Raw genomic sequence first — 15,889 nt, 5'->3', positions numbered from 1 at the left:
GATGACCGCCTTACGCTACCTGCAAGCCTACCCGCCGCATCTACAAGACCAGGTGCGTCAGCTGATCGCCAGCGGCCGCCTGGGTGCCTACCTGGACCAACGCTATGCCGAGCGGCATACGGTACAGAATGACAAGGCGTTGTACGGCTACGCCCAGGATCTCAAGCAGGAATACCTGCGCAGCGCGCCGCCGCTGGACAAGGTGCTGTTCGACAACCGCCTGGACCTGACCCATCGCGCCCTCGGCTTGAATACCGCGGTGTCGCGGGTACAGGGCGGCAAGCTCAAGGCCAAGAAAGAGATCCGCATCGCCTCGCTGTTCAAGGAGGCGGCGCCGCAGTTTCTGCGCATGATCGTGGTGCACGAACTGGCGCACCTGAAGGAGCGCGACCACAGCAAGGCCTTCTACCAGCTCTGTCAGCACATGGAGCCGGACTACCACCAACTGGAATTCGACCTGCGCGTCTACCTGACCTATCGGGAGCTGCCGGGCAACACCTGAGGGACAAGCACCAGATGAGCACGGAAGTGAGCAAGACCCGCAGCAGTTTCTACCGCCGCCTGTACGTGGCCTGGCTGATCGACAGCCAGACCGCCACCAGTGTGCCGGCGCTGATGGAGGCCACCGGCATGCCCCGGCGCACCGCCCAGGACACCATCGCTGCGCTGGCCGACCTGGACATCGTCTGTGAGTTCGAGCAGCAGAGCGGCGCCCGCAACCATGCCGGGCATTACCGCATCCGTGACTGGGGGGCGATCGACAAGCAGTGGATCATCCAGCATCTGCGCCAGATCAGGGATGTGCTGGGTTATCCGTGATCTCTGCGCGGTCCTGGTGAGAGCAATTGTCTTGCTCGCTATTCAAACCGTTGCGCGATCACTGTGGGAGCGGGTTCACCCGCGAACACGGGCATAGCCCGTGCCAGGCACCGAGGTGTCATCTTCGCGGGTAAATCGCAGCGGCGAACCGCCGCTCCCACAGGCAGAGTGCAGGTCTTGAGTTCGGCGCTGTCAGGTGGGAGCAACTGCCTTGCTCACACTTTAAAGATCTGGCGCGCCCACCGGCGGCTTCAGCCCTTGCGCATGCCGATATGGGGAATGTCGTCTTCCAGATATTCCTCGCCTACCGCCACGAAACCATGCCGAGCGTAGTACCCCTGCAAATGCGCCTGCGCCGACAGGTACACCGGCGTCCCCGCCCAGCAATGTTCGGCACACTCCAGCCCCTTGAGCAGCAACTGATGGCCCAGGCCGCCACCCCGTGCGTCGGCTGCCGTCACCACCCGCCCGATGACCACGTCGCCACCCTGTGATTGCGGGTCGAGCAGGCGCAGATACGCCACCAGCTTGTCGTCCTGCCATCCCATCAGGTGCAGGGTGTCGCCGCTCAGGTCCTGCCCGTCGACTTCCTGGTAGGCACAGCGCTGCTCGACCACGAACACTGCCGTACGCAGTTGCAGGACGGCGTAGAGCTGTTCCTTGCCGAGGTCGCTGTGGTGTTTGCAAATCCACTCGATGGACATGGGTATGAGCTCCTTGTAATGGCGCTCGATCATCGCAAATCCGGCCGCTGCGCACGAGCCTGGCTTTGCTGCAAATCACGTCAGATGTCGTTCGGCCAAAATAGAGGCTAAATGACATTATTGTCCGCTGTCGCCGGCATGCGGCTTGTGTAATCTGCAGGCTCTGTTGTGAGTAGAGATCGCCATCTTCAGCGTGGGGCCCCCAACTGCGAAAGGATTTGAGCATGCGGCCACTGCTTTGCGTTCTTGGAATACTGGGTTTGTTGTGCGCGATGCCGGCAGCCGCCCAGGAGAAACTGCGATTGGTGGCCGACAGCTGGCCGCCCTTTACCGATGCCGCCATGCCCGGCGGTGGCCTGGCCACCAGCATCGTCACCACGGCGCTGAACCGGGCAGGTTTCGCCACTTCGTTCGAGGAAGTGCCCTGGGCCAGGGCCCTCATGGGCATTGGCGAGGGGCGTTACGACGTACTGGTCAACGCCTGGTACAACGATGAGCGCACGCGCATCGGCGAGTTCTCCGGCCCCTACCTCATCAACCGTATTCGTCTGCTCCAGCGCCAGGGCGAAGGCTTCGTGTTCACGCGTCAGGCCGACCTCTATCCCTACACCATCGCCGTGGTGCGCGACTATGCCTACTCACCGGGCTTCGACAGCGACGAGCGTCTGAACAAAGTGCCGGTGCGCAGTTTCTCGTCGGCGGTGCGGATGCTCGCGGCCGGGCGGGTCAACCTGACGGTGGAGGACGAGTACGTGGCGCGTTACAACCTGCAGCGCGAACCGCAGCAGGTGCGCGATGGGGTGAGCTTCGTCGACCCGCCGCTGAGCGAGAACAGCCTGCACATCCTGGTCAGCCTCAAGCACCCGGAGCACGGGCAGGTGGTGGCACGGTTCGAGAAGGCCATCGCGGCGATGAAGGCCGATGGCAGCTACGCCCGGTTGTTGCGCCAGCACGGTTTCTGATCTGCGTTGGCCCTATCGCCGGCAAGCCGGCTCCCACAGGTACGATGCTTGCCGCGAAATCGGCGCGATCCATGTGGGAGCCGGCTTGCCGGCGATAGGGCCAGTACAGGTAACCACGCAATCAGCCCGGCTCACCTTCCTTGATCAGGTGCCCCGCCAACGTGCGCAGCGGCCCCAATTGACGGCAGATCAGCGCCAGTTGGGTCTGCACCAGGCGCTGGTGCTCGTCCAGATCCTCGGGCATCTGCTCCAGCGCATTGGCCAGGGCCTCTTCCGCGTCACTGTGGATCGCCACCGGCAGGCGCGCGGCCAGGCCGTTGGCGATTTCGTCGAGGCTGGCGGCCAAGGTCTGGCCTGCACCCTCGATCAGCTGTTCATGGACCTCGGCCGGCAACGCGGTGTCGCGGTGTGCCCCAAGCCCTGAGAGATAACTGAGCAGGGTGTGCGACAGCACCAAAAAGCGGAAGCCGACATCCGCTTCCTTACGGAAATGCCCGGGCTCCATGAGCATGTTGGCCAGGGTGGTGGACAGCGCGGCGTCGGCGTTGTGCGCGTTGCGCCGGGCCAGGCGGTAGGCCAGGTCGTCGCGCTTGCCGTGGGCGTATTGCTGCATGATCTGGCGCAGGTACTGGCTGGCGCAGGCCAGGGTATTGCCCAGCACCTTGTTCAGCCGGCGGCCCTGCCAGTCGGGCAGGAACAGGAACACCGCGAGGATGGCGATCAGGCTGCCGACCAGGGTATCGAACAGGCGCGGCAGGAACAGCCCGTAGCCATCGCCGGTCTGGTTGAAGCAGAACAGCACCATCAGGGTGATCGCCGCCGTGGCCAGGGTGTAGCGGGTGGTGCGGTTGACGAAGAACACCACCCCGGCGACCACGGCGAAGGCCGACTGGATCAGCGGGTTGGGGAACAGGTCGAACAGCGCCCAGCCCACGGTCAGGCCGATGGCGGTGCCGAGCATCCGCTGGCCCAGCTTGCGCCGGGTCGCCCCGTAATTGGGCTGGCAGACGAACAGCGTGGTGAGGATGATCCAGTAGCCCTGGGTCGGGTGGATCAGGTGCACCATGCCGTAACCCACCGACAAAGCCAGCGACAGGCGCAGGGCGTGGCGGAACAGCAGCGAGGTGGGGGTCAACTGGGTGCGCAAGCGCTGCCACACATCCTTCAGGTTGCGCGGCGAGCGGTCGAGCAGGCTGCTGTCGCTGGCGTCTGCCAGGCTGTCCGGGTTGCTCGCGGCGCCCAGCAGGCGGTCCAGCGTGGCCAGGTTGGCGGCCAGGGCCCGCAGCGAGCGCAGCAGCCCGCGCCAGGCCGGGTTGTTCTGTTCGCGCAGGTGCTCCAGCGAAGCATTCAGGTCTTCCAGCGCTTCGGGGTAGCCGCTGGCGAGCACGAACGGCTGGCGTAGGCGGATCGAGCGTGCCAGCTCCTGGCAGGAGGCACCCTGTTTGCGCAGCAGGCGCTGGCAACGGAACATCACGTCGCTGTGGAAGAACGCCTCGTTGAGGGCGTTGTAGGGGTAGTGCGAGGCGCTGACCCGCTCGTGCAGGTCCTGGGCCAGGAAGTACAGCTTGAGGTAGCGGCTGACCTTGGAATTGGGCTGACTGTTGCCGACTCGGTGCAGGATGATTTCCTTGGCGGCGTTGAGCGCGGCCACCACCTTGCCGTTCTGCTTGGCCAGTTCCAGGCGCGTGGCCTCGACGTCCAGGCCGCGGATCGGCTCGAACAGGCTGGCCTTGAGCTTGAGGTAGCTGCCCAGTTCATAGAACAGCTTGGCCAGGCTCTGTTGCACCGGCTGGTTGGAAAACAGCGCCTGCCACAGCACCGACAGCAGCCCGTACCAGGCGGCGCCGGTCACCAGCAGCAGCGGCTCGTGCCAGAAGTCATTGACCTCGCCGCCGCGCTGGTCCACGCCGATCATTGTGTACACCGACAGGATCAAGGTCGCCGAAGCGATCGCCCCGTAGCGCTCGCCCAGTGCGCCGAGCATGGTCAGGCCGAAGGCGGCCAGGGCCAGGGCGATGGCGAAGATCCAGGGGTAGGGGAACAGCAGCTCCACCGACAGGGCGGCGATGGCAAAACAGCCGAGGGTGACCAGCAGGGCGCTGAGGCGGCCCTGCCAACCGTCATCGGTCTCGGCCAGCGCGCTGGCGATGATGCCGAGGAACAGCGGGATGAGCAGGCTCATCTCGTTCTGGTACCAGCACCAGGCCATGCTGCCGGTGAGGGCGATGGTCACACGAATGGCGTAGCTGAACTTGTCTTGGCCCCACAGGCGACGCAATGAATGGCGGAACGAGCTCGATGACATGATGGCCTGCTGGGCAGTTTGCGGACTAGAACCTTGGGGGCCTCATCGCGGGGCAAGCCCGCTCCCACGAGACACAGGAGGCCTTTGTGGGAGCGGGCTTGCCCCGCGATGGTTTTGCACCCGTCACAACACAGACCAGCAAGAAGCGTTCCGTGCTGCTGAATGGATTCTACTCTACACGAACTGCGCCGCAGCGTTGGCCGAAGCCCAGGCCCACTGGAAGTTGAAACCACCCAGGTGCCCGCTCACGTCCAGCACCTCGCCGATGAAGTACAGCCCGGGGCTCTTCAGCGATTCCATGGTCTTGGACGACACCTCGCGGGTATCCACGCCGCCCAGGGTCACCTCGGCAGTGCGATAGCCCTCGGTGCCCGCCGGCACCACCTGCCAGGCCGCCAGTTTGTCGGCAACTTCGGCCAACTGGGCTGGGGTGTACTGCTTCAGCGGCTTGGATTCGAACCACTGCTCGGCCAGCAGGTTGGCCAGCTTGCGGGTGAACACCTCGCCCAGCACGGTCTTCAGCTCGCTGTTGGGGCGCTCGACTTGCTGGCCCTGCAGCCACTCCAGGGCATCGCGGTCGGGCAGCAGGTTGATCTCGACCGTGTCGCCGGCCTCCCAGAACGACGAAATCTGCAGGATCGCCGGGCCGCTCAGGCCGCGGTGGGTGAACAGCAGGTTTTCCCGGAAGCTTGTGCCGTTGCAACTGGCGGTGCAATCCAGCGAGGTGCCGGACAGCTCGGTGCACAGTGCCTTGAGCTGGGGCTCGGTGATGGTGAACGGCACCAGGCCGGCGCGGGTCGGCAGCAGTTGGTGGCCGAACTGGCGCGCGACCTGGTAGCCGAAGCCGGTGGCGCCCAGTGTCGGGATCGACAGGCCGCCGGTGGCGATCACCAGCGACTGGCAGGCGAACGGGCCGGCGCTGGTCTGCAGGCGGTAGCCGCCTTCGGTTTTCTCGATCTGTTCGATGCTGGTGTTCATGCGCAGTTCGGCGCCGGCCGCGTCGCACTCGGCCAGCAGCATGTTGAGGATGTCGCTGGACTTGTTGTCGCAGAACAGCTGGCCGAGCTTCTTCTCGTGGTACGGCACGCCGTGCTTGCACACCAGTTCGATGAAGTCCCACTGGGTGTAGCGGGCCAGCGCCGACTTGCAGAAATGCGGGTTGTGCGAAAGGAAGTTGGCAGGCTCGGTGTACATGTTGGTGAAGTTGCAGCGCCCGCCGCCGGACATGAGGATCTTCTTGCCCGGTTTGTTGGCGTGGTCGAGCAGCAGCACCCGACGGCCACGGCGGGCGGTGAGCTGGGCGCACATCAGGCCGGCGGCGCCGGCGCCGAGGATGATCACGTCGGTGGAGTGCACGGTTGGAACCTTTGGCAAAGTAGGGGGAAGCGTGGGAGCGGGCTTGCCCCGCGATGCGCTGGTGCAGGCAATGATGTTGGCCCTGCTGACGCCATCGCGGGGCAAGCCCGCTCCCACGATCGATCTGCTGATCGGTTTAAATAATGCGGACTTTCAGGGCACGACCCTTGATCTTGCCGCTGTTCAAGCGCTGCATGGCCTGCTTGGCCACCGCCCGCTCCACGGCCACGAAAGCCACGAAGTCGAAAATGGCGATCTTGCCCACCTGCTTGCCCGGCAAGCCGGCATCACCGGTCAGCGCTCCGAGGATATCGCCCGGGCGCAGCTTGTCCTTGCGCCCGGCGCCGATGCACAGGGTGGTCATCGCCGGCAGCAGCGGCTCGCCGCCTTTGTTCTTCAGGTTGTCCAACTGCTCCCAGCGCAGCGGCTTCTGCTGCAGGTCTTCGATGGCCTGGGCGCGGTGGCCCTCGGCCGGGGCCACCAGGCTGATCGCCACGCCCTTCTCGCCGGCCCGGCCGGTACGGCCGACGCGGTGCACGTGAATCTCGGCGTCACGCGCCAGCTCGACGTTGATGACCATGTCCAGGCCATCGATGTCCAGGCCGCGGGCGGCCACGTCGGTGGCTACCAGCACCGAGCTGCTGCGGTTGGCGAACATGGTCAGCACCTGGTCGCGGTCGCGCTGCTCCAGGTCGCCGTGCAGCGCCTGGGCAACGATGCCCTTGGCGGTGAGGTGGGCGACGACGTCTTCGCACTGCTGCTTGGTGAAGCAGAACGCCACGCAGGACTGCGGGCGGTAGTGGCCGAGCACGCGGGTCACGGCTTCCAGGCGCTGCTGCGCGTCGATCTCGATGAAACGCTGTTCGATCTGGTTGTCGCTGTGCAGCGCTTCGACCTTCACCTGCTGCGGCTGGCGCATGAAGTTCTTGGCCAATTGCTCGATGCCGGCCGGGTAGGTGGCCGAGAACAGCAGGGTCTGGCGGCGCGACGGGGTCTTGCCGATGATGCTGGCGATGGCGTCGAAGAAGCCCATGTCGAGCATGCGGTCGGCTTCGTCGAGTACCAGGGTGTTGAGGCCGTCGAGTACCAGGGTGCCTTTGTCCAGGTGCTGCTGGATGCGCCCCGGGGTGCCGACGATGATGTGCGCACCGTGCTCCAGCGAGGCGATCTGCGGGCCCAGCGAAACGCCACCGCACAGGGTGAGGATCTTGATGTTGTCCTCGGCCCGGGCCAGACGGCGCAGCTCCTTGGCCACCTGGTCGGCCAGCTCGCGGGTCGGGCACAGCACCAGCGCCTGGCAACCGAAGTAGCGCGGGTTGATCGGATTGAGCAGGCCGATGCCGAACGCGGCGGTCTTGCCGCTGCCGGTCTTGGCCTGGGCGATCAGGTCCTGGCCCTTGAGAATGACCGGCAGGCTCTGGGCCTGGATCGGGGTCATCGAGGCGTATCCCAGGGCGTCCAGGTTGGCCAGCATGGCGGCGGACAGCGGGAGGGTGGCAAAGGCGGTGGTTTCAACGGTCACGAGGCGGGCCTACTGCGATGCAAAAAATGTCGCACAGTCTACCAGCCTCATGGCCATTCGCCCTACGACTCGACGTGCTCTTCCGGACGACGAGCGCGCCTTCCGTCTGTCGGCGCCAGTTGCAGGAAGATCGCCGCCGCCAGCATGGCCATCACGCCGATGGTGACGAAGGTCAGCTGGAACGCCCCCAGGGTGCTTTGCACGCCTTCGGCGCTGCCGGCAGCGGTGAAACCGCCGAGCAGCGCACCGGCGCAGGCCACGCCCAGGCTCAGCGACAGTTGCGCGACCACCGACAGCAGGCTGTTGCCGCTGCTGGCGCTGGCGTCGTCGAGGTCGATCAGGGTCACGGTGTTCATCGCCGTGAACTGCATCGAGTTCACCGCCCCCAGCAACGCCAGTTGCACCAGCAGCAGGGCATAGGGCGTCTGTTCATCGACCAGTCCCAGGCTGGCCAGCAGCAGGCCCAGCAGCAAGGTATTGCCGGTGAGCACGATGCGATAGCCCAGGCGTTCGATCAGCGGCCGGGCCACCGACTTGGCCAGCATCGCTGCTGCAGCCAGCGGGATCATGCTCATGCCCGCCTGGGCCGGCGAGTAACCCAGCGCCACCTGCAGCAGCAACGGCACCAGGAAGGGCAGGGCGCCGCTGCCCAGGCGGGCGAACAGGTTGCCGAGGATGCCGATGGCGAAGGTGCGCACGCGGAACAGCGACGGCGAGAACAGGGGCTCCGGGTCACGCCCGGCACGCAGCCAGTACGCGGCCAGGCAGGCCATGCCGGCGAACAGCAACAGCATCACCCGCAGGTGCGGCAGGTGCAGCTCGCCCAGGCCTTCCATGGCGATGGTGATCAGCACCATCGCCGCACCGAACAGCACGAAGCCCGGCCCGTCGAAGCGGGTGCGCTCGGCGCCGCGCAGGTCGGGGATGAACTTCCACACCGCATAGCAACCGAGGGCGCCCACCGGCAGGTTGAGCAGGAAGATCCAGTGCCAGGTCAGGATCTCCACCAGCCAGCCGCCGAGGGTCGGGCCGAGCAGCGGGCCGAGCAGGCCGGGGATGGTGATGAAGCTCATGATCCGCACCAGCTCGCTGCGCGGGTAGGCGCGCAGCACCACCAGCCGGCCTACCGGCAGCATCAGCGCCCCGCCCAGGCCCTGCACCACCCGGGCGAAGATCAGGAAACCCAGGCTGTTGGCCATGGCGCACAGCAGCGAGCCGAAGCTGAACAGCAGGATCGCGCTGAAGAAGATGCGCTTGGTGCCGAAGCGGTCGGCGATCCAGCCCGAGGCCGGGATCAGCAGCGCCACGGTGAGCATGTAGGCGATGATCACGCCCTGCATGCGCAAGGGGTCCTCGGCCAGCGAGCGGGCCATGGCCGGCAGCGCGGTGTTGAGGATGGTGCCGTCCAGCGACTGCATGAAGAAAGCGATGGCCACCACCCAGGGGATCCAGCGGGCGGTGACGGGGTCCAGTGGGGCGCGTTCGGACATCAGCTACCTCTACGTTTTGTGTTGCCTGCGCTGGCCTCTTCGCGGGTAAACCCGCTCCCACAAGTTTGGACTGCGCCCAGTAAATTGGGCACCAATCCAACCCTTGGGGCTTACCGAAAACCCTGTGGGAGCGGGTTTACCCGCGAAGAGGCCGATCCTGCCGATCACAATGTCAGGGTCAGCCCTTTGACCAAAGCCCCTGGCAGATGGCTCGACCCGGTACTGCGCTGCCCATAAGTGCTGGTCGACAGGATCATCTCGCGCTCCTGGGTCAGGTCTTCGAGCTGGCTGCCCAGCAGGCTGTAAAGGCTGTCATCGAAGCGCATGGTGCTCACCGGCCCCTGGATCTGCCCGTTCTCCACCCAGAACGTCGCGAACCGGGTCAGCCCGGTCATCCGCGCGGCGGGCAGGTCCGAGTAGTTCAGGTACCACAGGTTGCTGATGTACAGCCCGGTGCCCAGGCGTTCGAGGATCTGCGCGCTGGGCAGGTTGCCCGGCGCCAGGCTCAGTGCGCATGGCGATTCGTAGCTGTCGGCGCCATTGGCCTGAAGTGTGAACTCGGCGGCGCTGCGGGCGCTCACCAGCCGTTCCAGTGCCCGGCCTTCACCGATCAGCAGCAGGTCGCGACGCGGCGAGCCCTCGTCGGAGAACGCCGGGCTCAACGAGCCGCTGACCTGTTCGCTGAAACTCACCAGCGGGCTCAGTCGTGCATCGCCGTTGTACAGGCGTTGCAGCGAGCTGTTCCCCGTGGCCAGTGCCTGGGCGGAGAAACCACCCCAGCAGAGCATCCCGGCGATTTCGTCCATCGCCGCTGGCGCCAGGTAGGCGCGGTAGCTGCCGGGCTTGAGGGTAATGGCCGGGCGGCCCAGGTGTTGCAGCTGTTCGCGGGCCAGGCGCAGGCGCGCGGCAAAGGCCTCGCCGCTCCAGGCCTGGCCTGCATAGTTGGCTTTGACCGCCTGGCCGTTGGCGTGGAACAGGCTCCAGTCGAAGTTGAAACTATTGGCCTGGTGCCAGCCGAAGGCGCCGAACGAGCTGGCGAAGCCGCGGCAGATGGGGCCGGCGGCGTAGATGCCGACCAGGTCCAGGTCGTTGGCCTCGTGCTCGACCAGGGCCAGCACTTCATTCAGCTCGGGCAGTGGCTGCTCCAGCAGGCTGTGGCTGTGCCAGGCACTCTCGTCGAGGCTCAGGTACGGATCGACCGGCAGCAGCGGCAGGGTCTGACGCAGTTGCCCGAGGCCGTCATGCAGGCGCTGGCGATCCAGCTCGGCGTCATCGCCCAGGGTGATCTGCTGCTCCGCCTGGCGGCCATCGCGAATAAGCCGCAGCTGCACGCTGGCCTGGCTGACCAGCCCGGCCTGACGCACTTTGGCATGGTTGAACCGTACGAACTGCGAGTGTTCGGCGCTGTAGCCCAGGGTGAACTGCTCGCCGGGTTGCAGCGCATCGCGCAGGGCGCCGAGCAGGTCTTCGAAACGTTGTTGATAGGTGCTCATCAGGCGTCCCCTCCGAATACGTCGATCTGGCGGAACACGCAGGCCGGCGAAGCGTGGCCGACCCGCACCACCTGGTTGGGTTCACCCTTGCCGCAGTTGGGCGTGCCCAGTACCTGGAAGGTGCTGCGATCGCCCACCGCCGACAGGTTGCGCCAGAAATCGGCGGAGATGCCTCTGTAGTTCGGGTTTTTCACCACGCCCTTGAGCTCGCCGTTCTCGATCAACTGGCCCCATTCACAGCCGAACTGGAACTTGTTGCGGGCGTCATCGATGGACCACGAGCGGTTGGTGCGCATCAGGATGCCGTTTTCGATTGCGCCGATCAGTTGCTCCAGCGGCTGGTCGCCCGGCTCGATATTGAGGTTGGCCATGCGGTCGATCGGCGCGCGGTTCCAGCCACAGGCGCGGCTGTTGGCCACGCCGTCCAGGCCCGAACGCAGTTGCGATAGCGCGCCGCCCAGCGGGCGCACCAGCAAGCCGTTGCGGATCAGGAACTGCTTGCTGGCCGGGGTGCCGTCGTCGTCGAAGCTGTAACTGGCCAGCTCTTCGCCGATGGTCGGGTCGAAGGTCACGTTGAGCAGCGTGGAGCCGTATTGCAGGTGGCCGAAGTCGGCGGCTTTGACGAAGCTGGTGCCGGCGTAGTTGCGCTCGTCGCCGAGGATGCGGTCCATCTCCAGCGGATGGCCGATGGACTCGTGGATCTGCAGCATCATCTGGTCAGGCATCAGCAGCAGGTCGCGGGTGCCGCTCGGCGTGTTGGGCGCCAGCAGCAGTTGCAAGGCTTCGTCGGCCACGCGGCGGGCCGCGCCGACCAGGCCGCAGCGCTCGATCACCTCGACGCTGCCTTGCTGGCCGAAGTTGTCGCGGCCCAGGGTGCGGCTCTGGCTGTCCTGGCCGTCGCTGGCGGTGACGCCCAGGCCTGGGTAGACGAAGCGCTGGGCATGGCGCAACTCGGCGCCGGCGGAGTTCAGGTAGGTCTGCTCGACCAGGCTGATGCCCAGGCTGGCCTGCCAGTCCACCAGGCGGCTGTCCTTGGGCACGCTGGCGGATTCTGCGGCCAGCAGGTCCAGGCAGTCAGCGAGGTTGGGCAGGGGCTGCTCGAAGTTGGGCGAAACGTGGTCGTGACGCTCGCTTGGGGCGGCCTGGCCGCTGAGGTCGAGCAGGCTATGGGCCTTGATGCGCCGGGCCAGCGCTTCGGCCTGTTCCAGGGCGCGCTGCAGGCCGCTTTGCGACAGGTCGGCGGTGGCTGCATAGGCCTCGACGCCGTTGACCCGCACGGTGAGCATGGCGCCTTCATCCTGGCTGAAGTGCGGCGGCTCGGCGACATTGCGGCGTACTGAAAGGGACTGGTGCGATTGCTTGACGTGGCGAAGCGAGAACACTTCGGCCGTGCTGCGCAGCGCGGCGAAGCGCTGGCGCAGCAGGGCGCTGGAATCGAACATGGGAAACCTCCGTTGGCGCGGTGGCTCCCCCTAGAACCACCCCTCTTGCATGCCCAGGCACGTATCGTCGCGGGCCTCGAGCAATGCGAGGTCATTATGGCAGCCCGGTACTTCCCAGGTGAGGAAATAACGCGCGGCCTGCAGCTTGCCCTGGTAGAAGTCGCGGTCGCTGCCCTTGAGCAGGCCGACTTCGGCATGGATGGCCTGCTCCAGCCAGCGCCAGCCGATCACGCAGTGACCGAAGGCCTTCAGGTACAACGCCGAGTTGGCCAGGGTCCCGGCAACCTTGCCTTGGGCCAGGTCGCCGAGCAGGGCCAGGGTGACCGTTTGCAGGCGATTGACCAACTGCTCCAGCGGTTGGCGCAGGTTATCCAGGTTCGGCTGATGGCTGGCGCGCTCGCAGGTGCTGGCGATCAGGCGGATCAGTTGCTTGAGCCCGGCGCCGCCGTTCTGCGCCAGCTTGCGGCCCAGCAGGTCGAGGGACTGGATGCCCTCGGTGCCTTCGTGGATCGGGTTCAGGCGGTTGTCGCGGTAGTACTGCTCGACCGGGTATTCGCGGGTGTAGCCATGGCCGCCGAGGATCTGGATCGCCAGCTCGTTGGCCTTGAGGCAGAAGGTCGAGGGCCAGGATTTGACGATCGGGGTGAGCAGGTCGAGCAGTTGCTGGGCTTGCTGGCGGGCGTGTTCTTCGGGCGCGGTGTGGGTGTCGTCGAACAACCGCGCGGCGTACAGGCCCAGGTCGAAGGCGCCTTCCACGTAAGCCTTCTGGGCCAGCAGCATGCGCTTCACGTCGCTGTGCTCGATGATCGGCACGGCCGGGCTGTGTGGGTCCTTGTTGTCCGGCAGGCGGCCTTGCGGGCGCTGGCGCGCGTACTCCAGTGAGTAGAGGTAGCCGGCGTAACCGAGCATCACCGCGCCCATGCCGACGCCGATGCGCGCTTCGTTCATCATCTGGAACATGCAGGCCAGGCCCTGGTGCGGCTGGCCGACCAGGTAGCCGACGCACTGGCCGTTGTCACCGAAGTTCAGCGCGGTGGAGGTGGTGCCGCGCCAGCCCATCTTGTGGAACAGCCCGGCCAGCAGCACATCGTTGCGCGGGCCCCGGCTGCCGTCGGGGTTTACCAGGTACTTGGGCACGATGAACAGCGAGATGCCTTTCACGCCAGCCGGTGCGCCCGGCAGCTTGGCCAGGACCATGTGCACGATGTTTTCCGAAAGCTCGTGGTCGCCGCCGGAGATGAAGATCTTGTTGCCCTTGAGCCGGTAGCTGCCATCGCCGGCAGGCTCGGCGCGGGTGCGGATATCGGCCAGCGAGGAGCCAGCGTGGGGCTCGGTCAAGGCCATGGTGCCGTAGTAGCGGCCTTCGATCATCGGTTGCAGGAACAGGCGCTGCTGTTCTTCGGTGCCGAAGCTCTCGATCAGGTTGGCCGCGCCCATGGTCAGGAACGGGTAGGCCGTGGTGCCGGCGTTGGCGGCCTGGAAGTGGGCGAAGCAGGCTTGCGATACCAGGCTGGGCAGCTGCATGCCGCCGACGTCGAAGTCGCGGTTGGCGTTAAGGAAGCCGGCTTCGAGGAAGGCGTCCACTGCTGGTTTCACTTCCGGGATCAGTTCGGCGCGCCCGTCCACGTAGCGGGGCTCGTTTTCGTCGCCCTTGCGGTTGTGTGGGGCGAAGTACTTCTCGGCGATGGTACGGGCGGTGGTCAGCGCCGCGTCGAAAGTTTCGCGGCTGTGCTCGGCGAAGCGCGGGCGTTGGGTCAGGGCCTCGGCGTCGAGTACTTCGTAGAGTTCGAAGGCGAGGTTGCGGCTGCTGAGGAGTTGCTCGGACATGGCGGCATTCCTGGGTCGGGGTGCGGCGAGTCTAGGCGGGGTGGTGGGGCGGGGGACAGGTTAATTGGTTTGGGTGATATGGGTTTAGAAGCCGCCATCGCCCTGACCGCTGTCGTGCGCCCGGCGGTATGCAGGTGGGCGTCAGCCGTCGTAAAGCCTTGTCATGGAATTGCGCTTATATCGATACCGATATAATTTTAACCTTGCCGCTCATGGAGAGCTTGCACCTTTGGCTGATCAGGCCGGGTGTGAGCGTTGGCAGGAGCGTGCAGGATGCAGAATGAGCAGAAGCCAATCGAGTGGTTGGGTAGCAGCAAGCAGGACCTGCGGGATTTTCCAATAGTGGCAAGGCAGCGGGCGGGGTATCAGTTGGCGCTGATCCAGGACGGTGAAGAGCCCGCCGATTGGAATCCGATGGACAGCGTAGGTGCAGGGGCGCGGGAAATCCGAATCAAGTGTAGGGATGGTGCGTTTCGCGTGTTTTACGTGGTGAATCGGCCAGAGGCGATCTATGTCCTGCATGCGTTTCGCAAGAAGACCGAGAAGACTGAAAAGCGCGACATCGACCTGGCGAAAGCGAGATACAAGTTGTTAGGTACCTGTTGAAGCGCATTGTTTTGAAATACGGATGCACAGAGGGATTTGCGATGACAAACGAACGCTCCACTTCGGTATGGGATGCGCTGTTCGACTCACCCGAAGAGGCCGAAAACCTGCGGCTTCGGGCGAAACTGATGAGACTGCTGACCAAGCTTGTCCAGTCTTGGGATCTGCCGCAGAAAGACGCAGCACGGCGGCTGCACCTCACTCAGCCTCGCTTGAGTGATCTGCTCAATGGCAAGATCGATAAGTTCTCGTTGGATGCTTTGGTGAATATTCTGGCGAATGCTGATCTGGAAGTTGACTTCACGGTTAGAAAGAAATCTGCGTGATGCTTGCTTCGCTGTAGTTGCGCGGATTTTTTCTGATTAGGTCAGGGCTGCCAGGTGTTCGCCGAAAGCTCTTCAGCGCCTGTGAGATCGAGCGCCGCCCGCGCGGCGCATCGCGGCACAAGGCCGCTCCTACATCTGTTTCGGGCCAATTATTCCTGTGAAAGTATCGGCGCCTGCCTTGGTGCATGCCTTGAGTCATGTGGGGCGGCGGCAACGCCCACACTGAAACCGCGTCGTACCAACAAGGCGACCCAGGTGATGGCACAGAAAAGACTGGCCCGAAATAAACTGTGGGAGCGGGTTTACCCGCGAAGCGCCGCGCGGGCGGCGCTCGATCTTGTAGGCGCTGCAAGGCTTTCGCCCAGCGCTTGGACGCCCTCATGCGATCATGGCTATGGACCTGGAAGCGCTGGATCCAAGGGTTACCTCTGCCGCGTTTCCTACGCAAATCCCGAGACTTCCCCTATTCCCTGTAGTCCATTTCCCAAACATACTTCTGCCCCTTTCAAGCCATTGCGGTGCTCTGGGTTGGTCACTAGTCTCGGGCGGTCGCTGCGAAAACAGTGACCGGCTTTGACAGGCCGTCCTAGGTTTATTCCCATGGCTTGCCTTTTATGGCGGCTGTGCGTGGGGCACTTCGTGTGCGCCGGGTCTTGGGATACCTACCGGTCTGTCAACCCATGTACAGCTGCCACCTTCTTGTTTGACAGCAGGCGTGTTGCGGCCCTTTCCAGGTACCCCAAAATGCTGAAGATCGTCCCCGATCCACCCCACAACCATCACTCCCTTGAAGACACCCTGATCCAGGCCACCGAGTACGCCCTGTGCGCAGTGACCGTGGTCCATCAGGCGATGCTGCTGCAGCCCAAGTCGCCCGTTTCGGTCTTGTTGATGACGGCGATGCACGAGACCGAAGCGCTGCGGGTGTTGCTCGAATCGGCACTGATTCAGGTGCAGATGCCGGCGCAGCCGCAGGCGATGCATTAGGCCGTGAGCGCTGTGTTGTTCAGGCGGGCCTCATCGCCGGCAAGCCGGCT

Annotated in this window: 14 protein-coding genes; 6 read left to right on the top strand and 8 right to left on the bottom strand. The window is 64.9% G+C overall.

Features of this window, described 5'->3' with window-relative positions; genetic code table 11:
• The first annotated feature begins 1 nt into the window (after position 1).
• Both LOY51_RS24630 and LOY51_RS24625 read left to right on the top strand, forming a co-directional pair.
• Positions 2-502: a M48 metallopeptidase family protein gene (locus tag LOY51_RS24630; RefSeq protein ID WP_125465807.1), complete on the top strand. Its 501-nt coding sequence runs from the start codon at positions 2-4 to the stop codon at positions 500-502.
• Between the two features lie 14 nt (positions 503-516).
• Positions 517-819 (top strand): winged helix-turn-helix domain-containing protein, encoded by a 303-nt coding sequence (locus tag LOY51_RS24625; RefSeq protein WP_125465806.1) that lies wholly within the window; start codon positions 517-519, stop codon positions 817-819.
• Between the two features lie 251 nt (positions 820-1,070).
• On the opposite strand, the gene LOY51_RS24620 is transcribed toward LOY51_RS24625, so the two are convergent.
• Positions 1,071-1,523, bottom strand: a complete 453-nt coding sequence (locus LOY51_RS24620; protein WP_125465805.1) for a GNAT family N-acetyltransferase — start codon at positions 1,521-1,523, stop codon at positions 1,071-1,073.
• A 224-nt stretch (positions 1,524-1,747) separates the two neighbouring features.
• On the opposite strand from LOY51_RS24620, the gene LOY51_RS24615 reads away from it, so the two are divergent.
• A complete protein-coding gene (locus tag LOY51_RS24615) occupies positions 1,748-2,485 on the top strand; it encodes a substrate-binding periplasmic protein (protein ID WP_125860733.1) in 738 nt (245 codons plus the stop codon).
• 121 nt (positions 2,486-2,606) lie between these two features.
• Here LOY51_RS24615 and yccS read toward each other — a convergent pair whose 3' ends face one another.
• The 7 genes from yccS to LOY51_RS24580 all read right to left on the bottom strand — a co-directional run bounded on the left by yccS (position 2,607) and on the right by LOY51_RS24580 (position 13,920).
• Positions 2,607-4,790, bottom strand: coding sequence for a YccS family putative transporter (yccS, locus tag LOY51_RS24610; protein WP_258643457.1), 2,184 nt, complete (start codon positions 4,788-4,790; stop codon positions 2,607-2,609).
• Positions 4,791-4,964: 174 nt separating this feature from the next.
• Entirely contained in the window at positions 4,965-6,146 is a 1,182-nt protein-coding gene (locus LOY51_RS24605; RefSeq protein ID WP_258643455.1) for a BaiN/RdsA family NAD(P)/FAD-dependent oxidoreductase, read from the bottom strand.
• A 136-nt stretch (positions 6,147-6,282) separates the two neighbouring features.
• The gene (dbpA, locus tag LOY51_RS24600) at positions 6,283-7,620 is read right to left on the bottom strand and encodes an ATP-dependent RNA helicase DbpA (RefSeq protein WP_258646715.1); all 1,338 of its coding nucleotides are present in this window, start codon (positions 7,618-7,620) and stop codon (positions 6,283-6,285) included.
• Between the two features lie 110 nt (positions 7,621-7,730).
• Positions 7,731-9,158 (bottom strand): multidrug transporter subunit MdtD, encoded by a 1,428-nt coding sequence (mdtD, locus tag LOY51_RS24595; RefSeq protein ID WP_258643453.1) that lies wholly within the window; start codon positions 9,156-9,158, stop codon positions 7,731-7,733.
• A gap of 164 nt (positions 9,159-9,322) precedes the next feature.
• Positions 9,323-10,651, bottom strand: coding sequence for a TldD/PmbA family protein (locus LOY51_RS24590; RefSeq protein ID WP_125860723.1), 1,329 nt, complete (start codon positions 10,649-10,651; stop codon positions 9,323-9,325).
• Positions 10,651-12,093, bottom strand: coding sequence for a TldD/PmbA family protein (locus LOY51_RS24585; RefSeq protein ID WP_258643450.1), 1,443 nt, complete (start codon positions 12,091-12,093; stop codon positions 10,651-10,653). The genes LOY51_RS24590 and LOY51_RS24585 overlap by 1 nt, the downstream gene beginning before the upstream one ends.
• A gap of 30 nt (positions 12,094-12,123) precedes the next feature.
• On the bottom strand, positions 12,124-13,920 hold the full coding sequence (locus tag LOY51_RS24580) for an acyl-CoA dehydrogenase (RefSeq protein WP_258643448.1): 1,797 nt from the start codon (positions 13,918-13,920) through the stop codon (positions 12,124-12,126).
• Between the two features lie 273 nt (positions 13,921-14,193).
• On the opposite strand from LOY51_RS24580, the gene LOY51_RS24575 reads away from it, so the two are divergent.
• The 3 genes from LOY51_RS24575 to LOY51_RS24565 all read left to right on the top strand — a co-directional run bounded on the left by LOY51_RS24575 (position 14,194) and on the right by LOY51_RS24565 (position 15,839).
• Positions 14,194-14,526 (top strand): type II toxin-antitoxin system RelE/ParE family toxin, encoded by a 333-nt coding sequence (locus LOY51_RS24575; RefSeq protein WP_258643446.1) that lies wholly within the window; start codon positions 14,194-14,196, stop codon positions 14,524-14,526.
• A 41-nt stretch (positions 14,527-14,567) separates the two neighbouring features.
• Entirely contained in the window at positions 14,568-14,852 is a 285-nt protein-coding gene (locus tag LOY51_RS24570; RefSeq protein ID WP_125860715.1) for a helix-turn-helix domain-containing protein, read from the top strand.
• Positions 14,853-15,596: 744 nt separating this feature from the next.
• Positions 15,597-15,839: a hypothetical protein gene (locus LOY51_RS24565; RefSeq protein ID WP_110995798.1), complete on the top strand. Its 243-nt coding sequence runs from the start codon at positions 15,597-15,599 to the stop codon at positions 15,837-15,839.
• Positions 15,840-15,889 lie beyond the last annotated feature (50 nt).

Origin of the sequence: Pseudomonas sichuanensis (assembly GCF_024749065.1) — a bacterium.
GTDB lineage: Bacteria > Pseudomonadota > Gammaproteobacteria > Pseudomonadales > Pseudomonadaceae > Aquipseudomonas > Aquipseudomonas sichuanensis.
The sequence above is the reverse complement of the archived record's forward strand: the minus strand, read 5'-3'. Positions and strand labels throughout refer to the sequence as shown.

Excerpts from the sequence above, each read along its gene's own strand:
- LOY51_RS24630 (WP_125465807.1), top strand. The coding sequence starts at position 2 with ATGACCGCCTTACGCTACCTGCAAGCCTACCCGCCGCATCTACAAGAC.
- LOY51_RS24625 (WP_125465806.1), top strand. The coding sequence starts at position 517 with ATGAGCACGGAAGTGAGCAAGACCCGCAGCAGTTTCTACCGCCGCCTG.
- LOY51_RS24620 (WP_125465805.1), bottom strand. The coding sequence starts at position 1,523 with ATGTCCATCGAGTGGATTTGCAAACACCACAGCGACCTCGGCAAGGAA.
- LOY51_RS24615 (WP_125860733.1), top strand. The coding sequence starts at position 1,748 with ATGCGGCCACTGCTTTGCGTTCTTGGAATACTGGGTTTGTTGTGCGCG.
- yccS (WP_258643457.1), bottom strand. The coding sequence starts at position 4,790 with ATGTCATCGAGCTCGTTCCGCCATTCATTGCGTCGCCTGTGGGGCCAA.
- dbpA (WP_258646715.1), bottom strand. The coding sequence starts at position 7,620 with ATGCTGGCCAACCTGGACGCCCTGGGATACGCCTCGATGACCCCGATC.
- mdtD (WP_258643453.1), bottom strand. The coding sequence starts at position 9,158 with ATGTCCGAACGCGCCCCACTGGACCCCGTCACCGCCCGCTGGATCCCC.
- LOY51_RS24590 (WP_125860723.1), bottom strand. The coding sequence starts at position 10,651 with ATGAGCACCTATCAACAACGTTTCGAAGACCTGCTCGGCGCCCTGCGC.
- LOY51_RS24585 (WP_258643450.1), bottom strand. The coding sequence starts at position 12,093 with ATGTTCGATTCCAGCGCCCTGCTGCGCCAGCGCTTCGCCGCGCTGCGC.
- LOY51_RS24580 (WP_258643448.1), bottom strand. The coding sequence starts at position 13,920 with ATGTCCGAGCAACTCCTCAGCAGCCGCAACCTCGCCTTCGAACTCTAC.
- LOY51_RS24575 (WP_258643446.1), top strand. The coding sequence starts at position 14,194 with ATGCAGAATGAGCAGAAGCCAATCGAGTGGTTGGGTAGCAGCAAGCAG.
- LOY51_RS24570 (WP_125860715.1), top strand. The coding sequence starts at position 14,568 with ATGACAAACGAACGCTCCACTTCGGTATGGGATGCGCTGTTCGACTCA.
- LOY51_RS24565 (WP_110995798.1), top strand. The coding sequence starts at position 15,597 with ATGCTGAAGATCGTCCCCGATCCACCCCACAACCATCACTCCCTTGAA.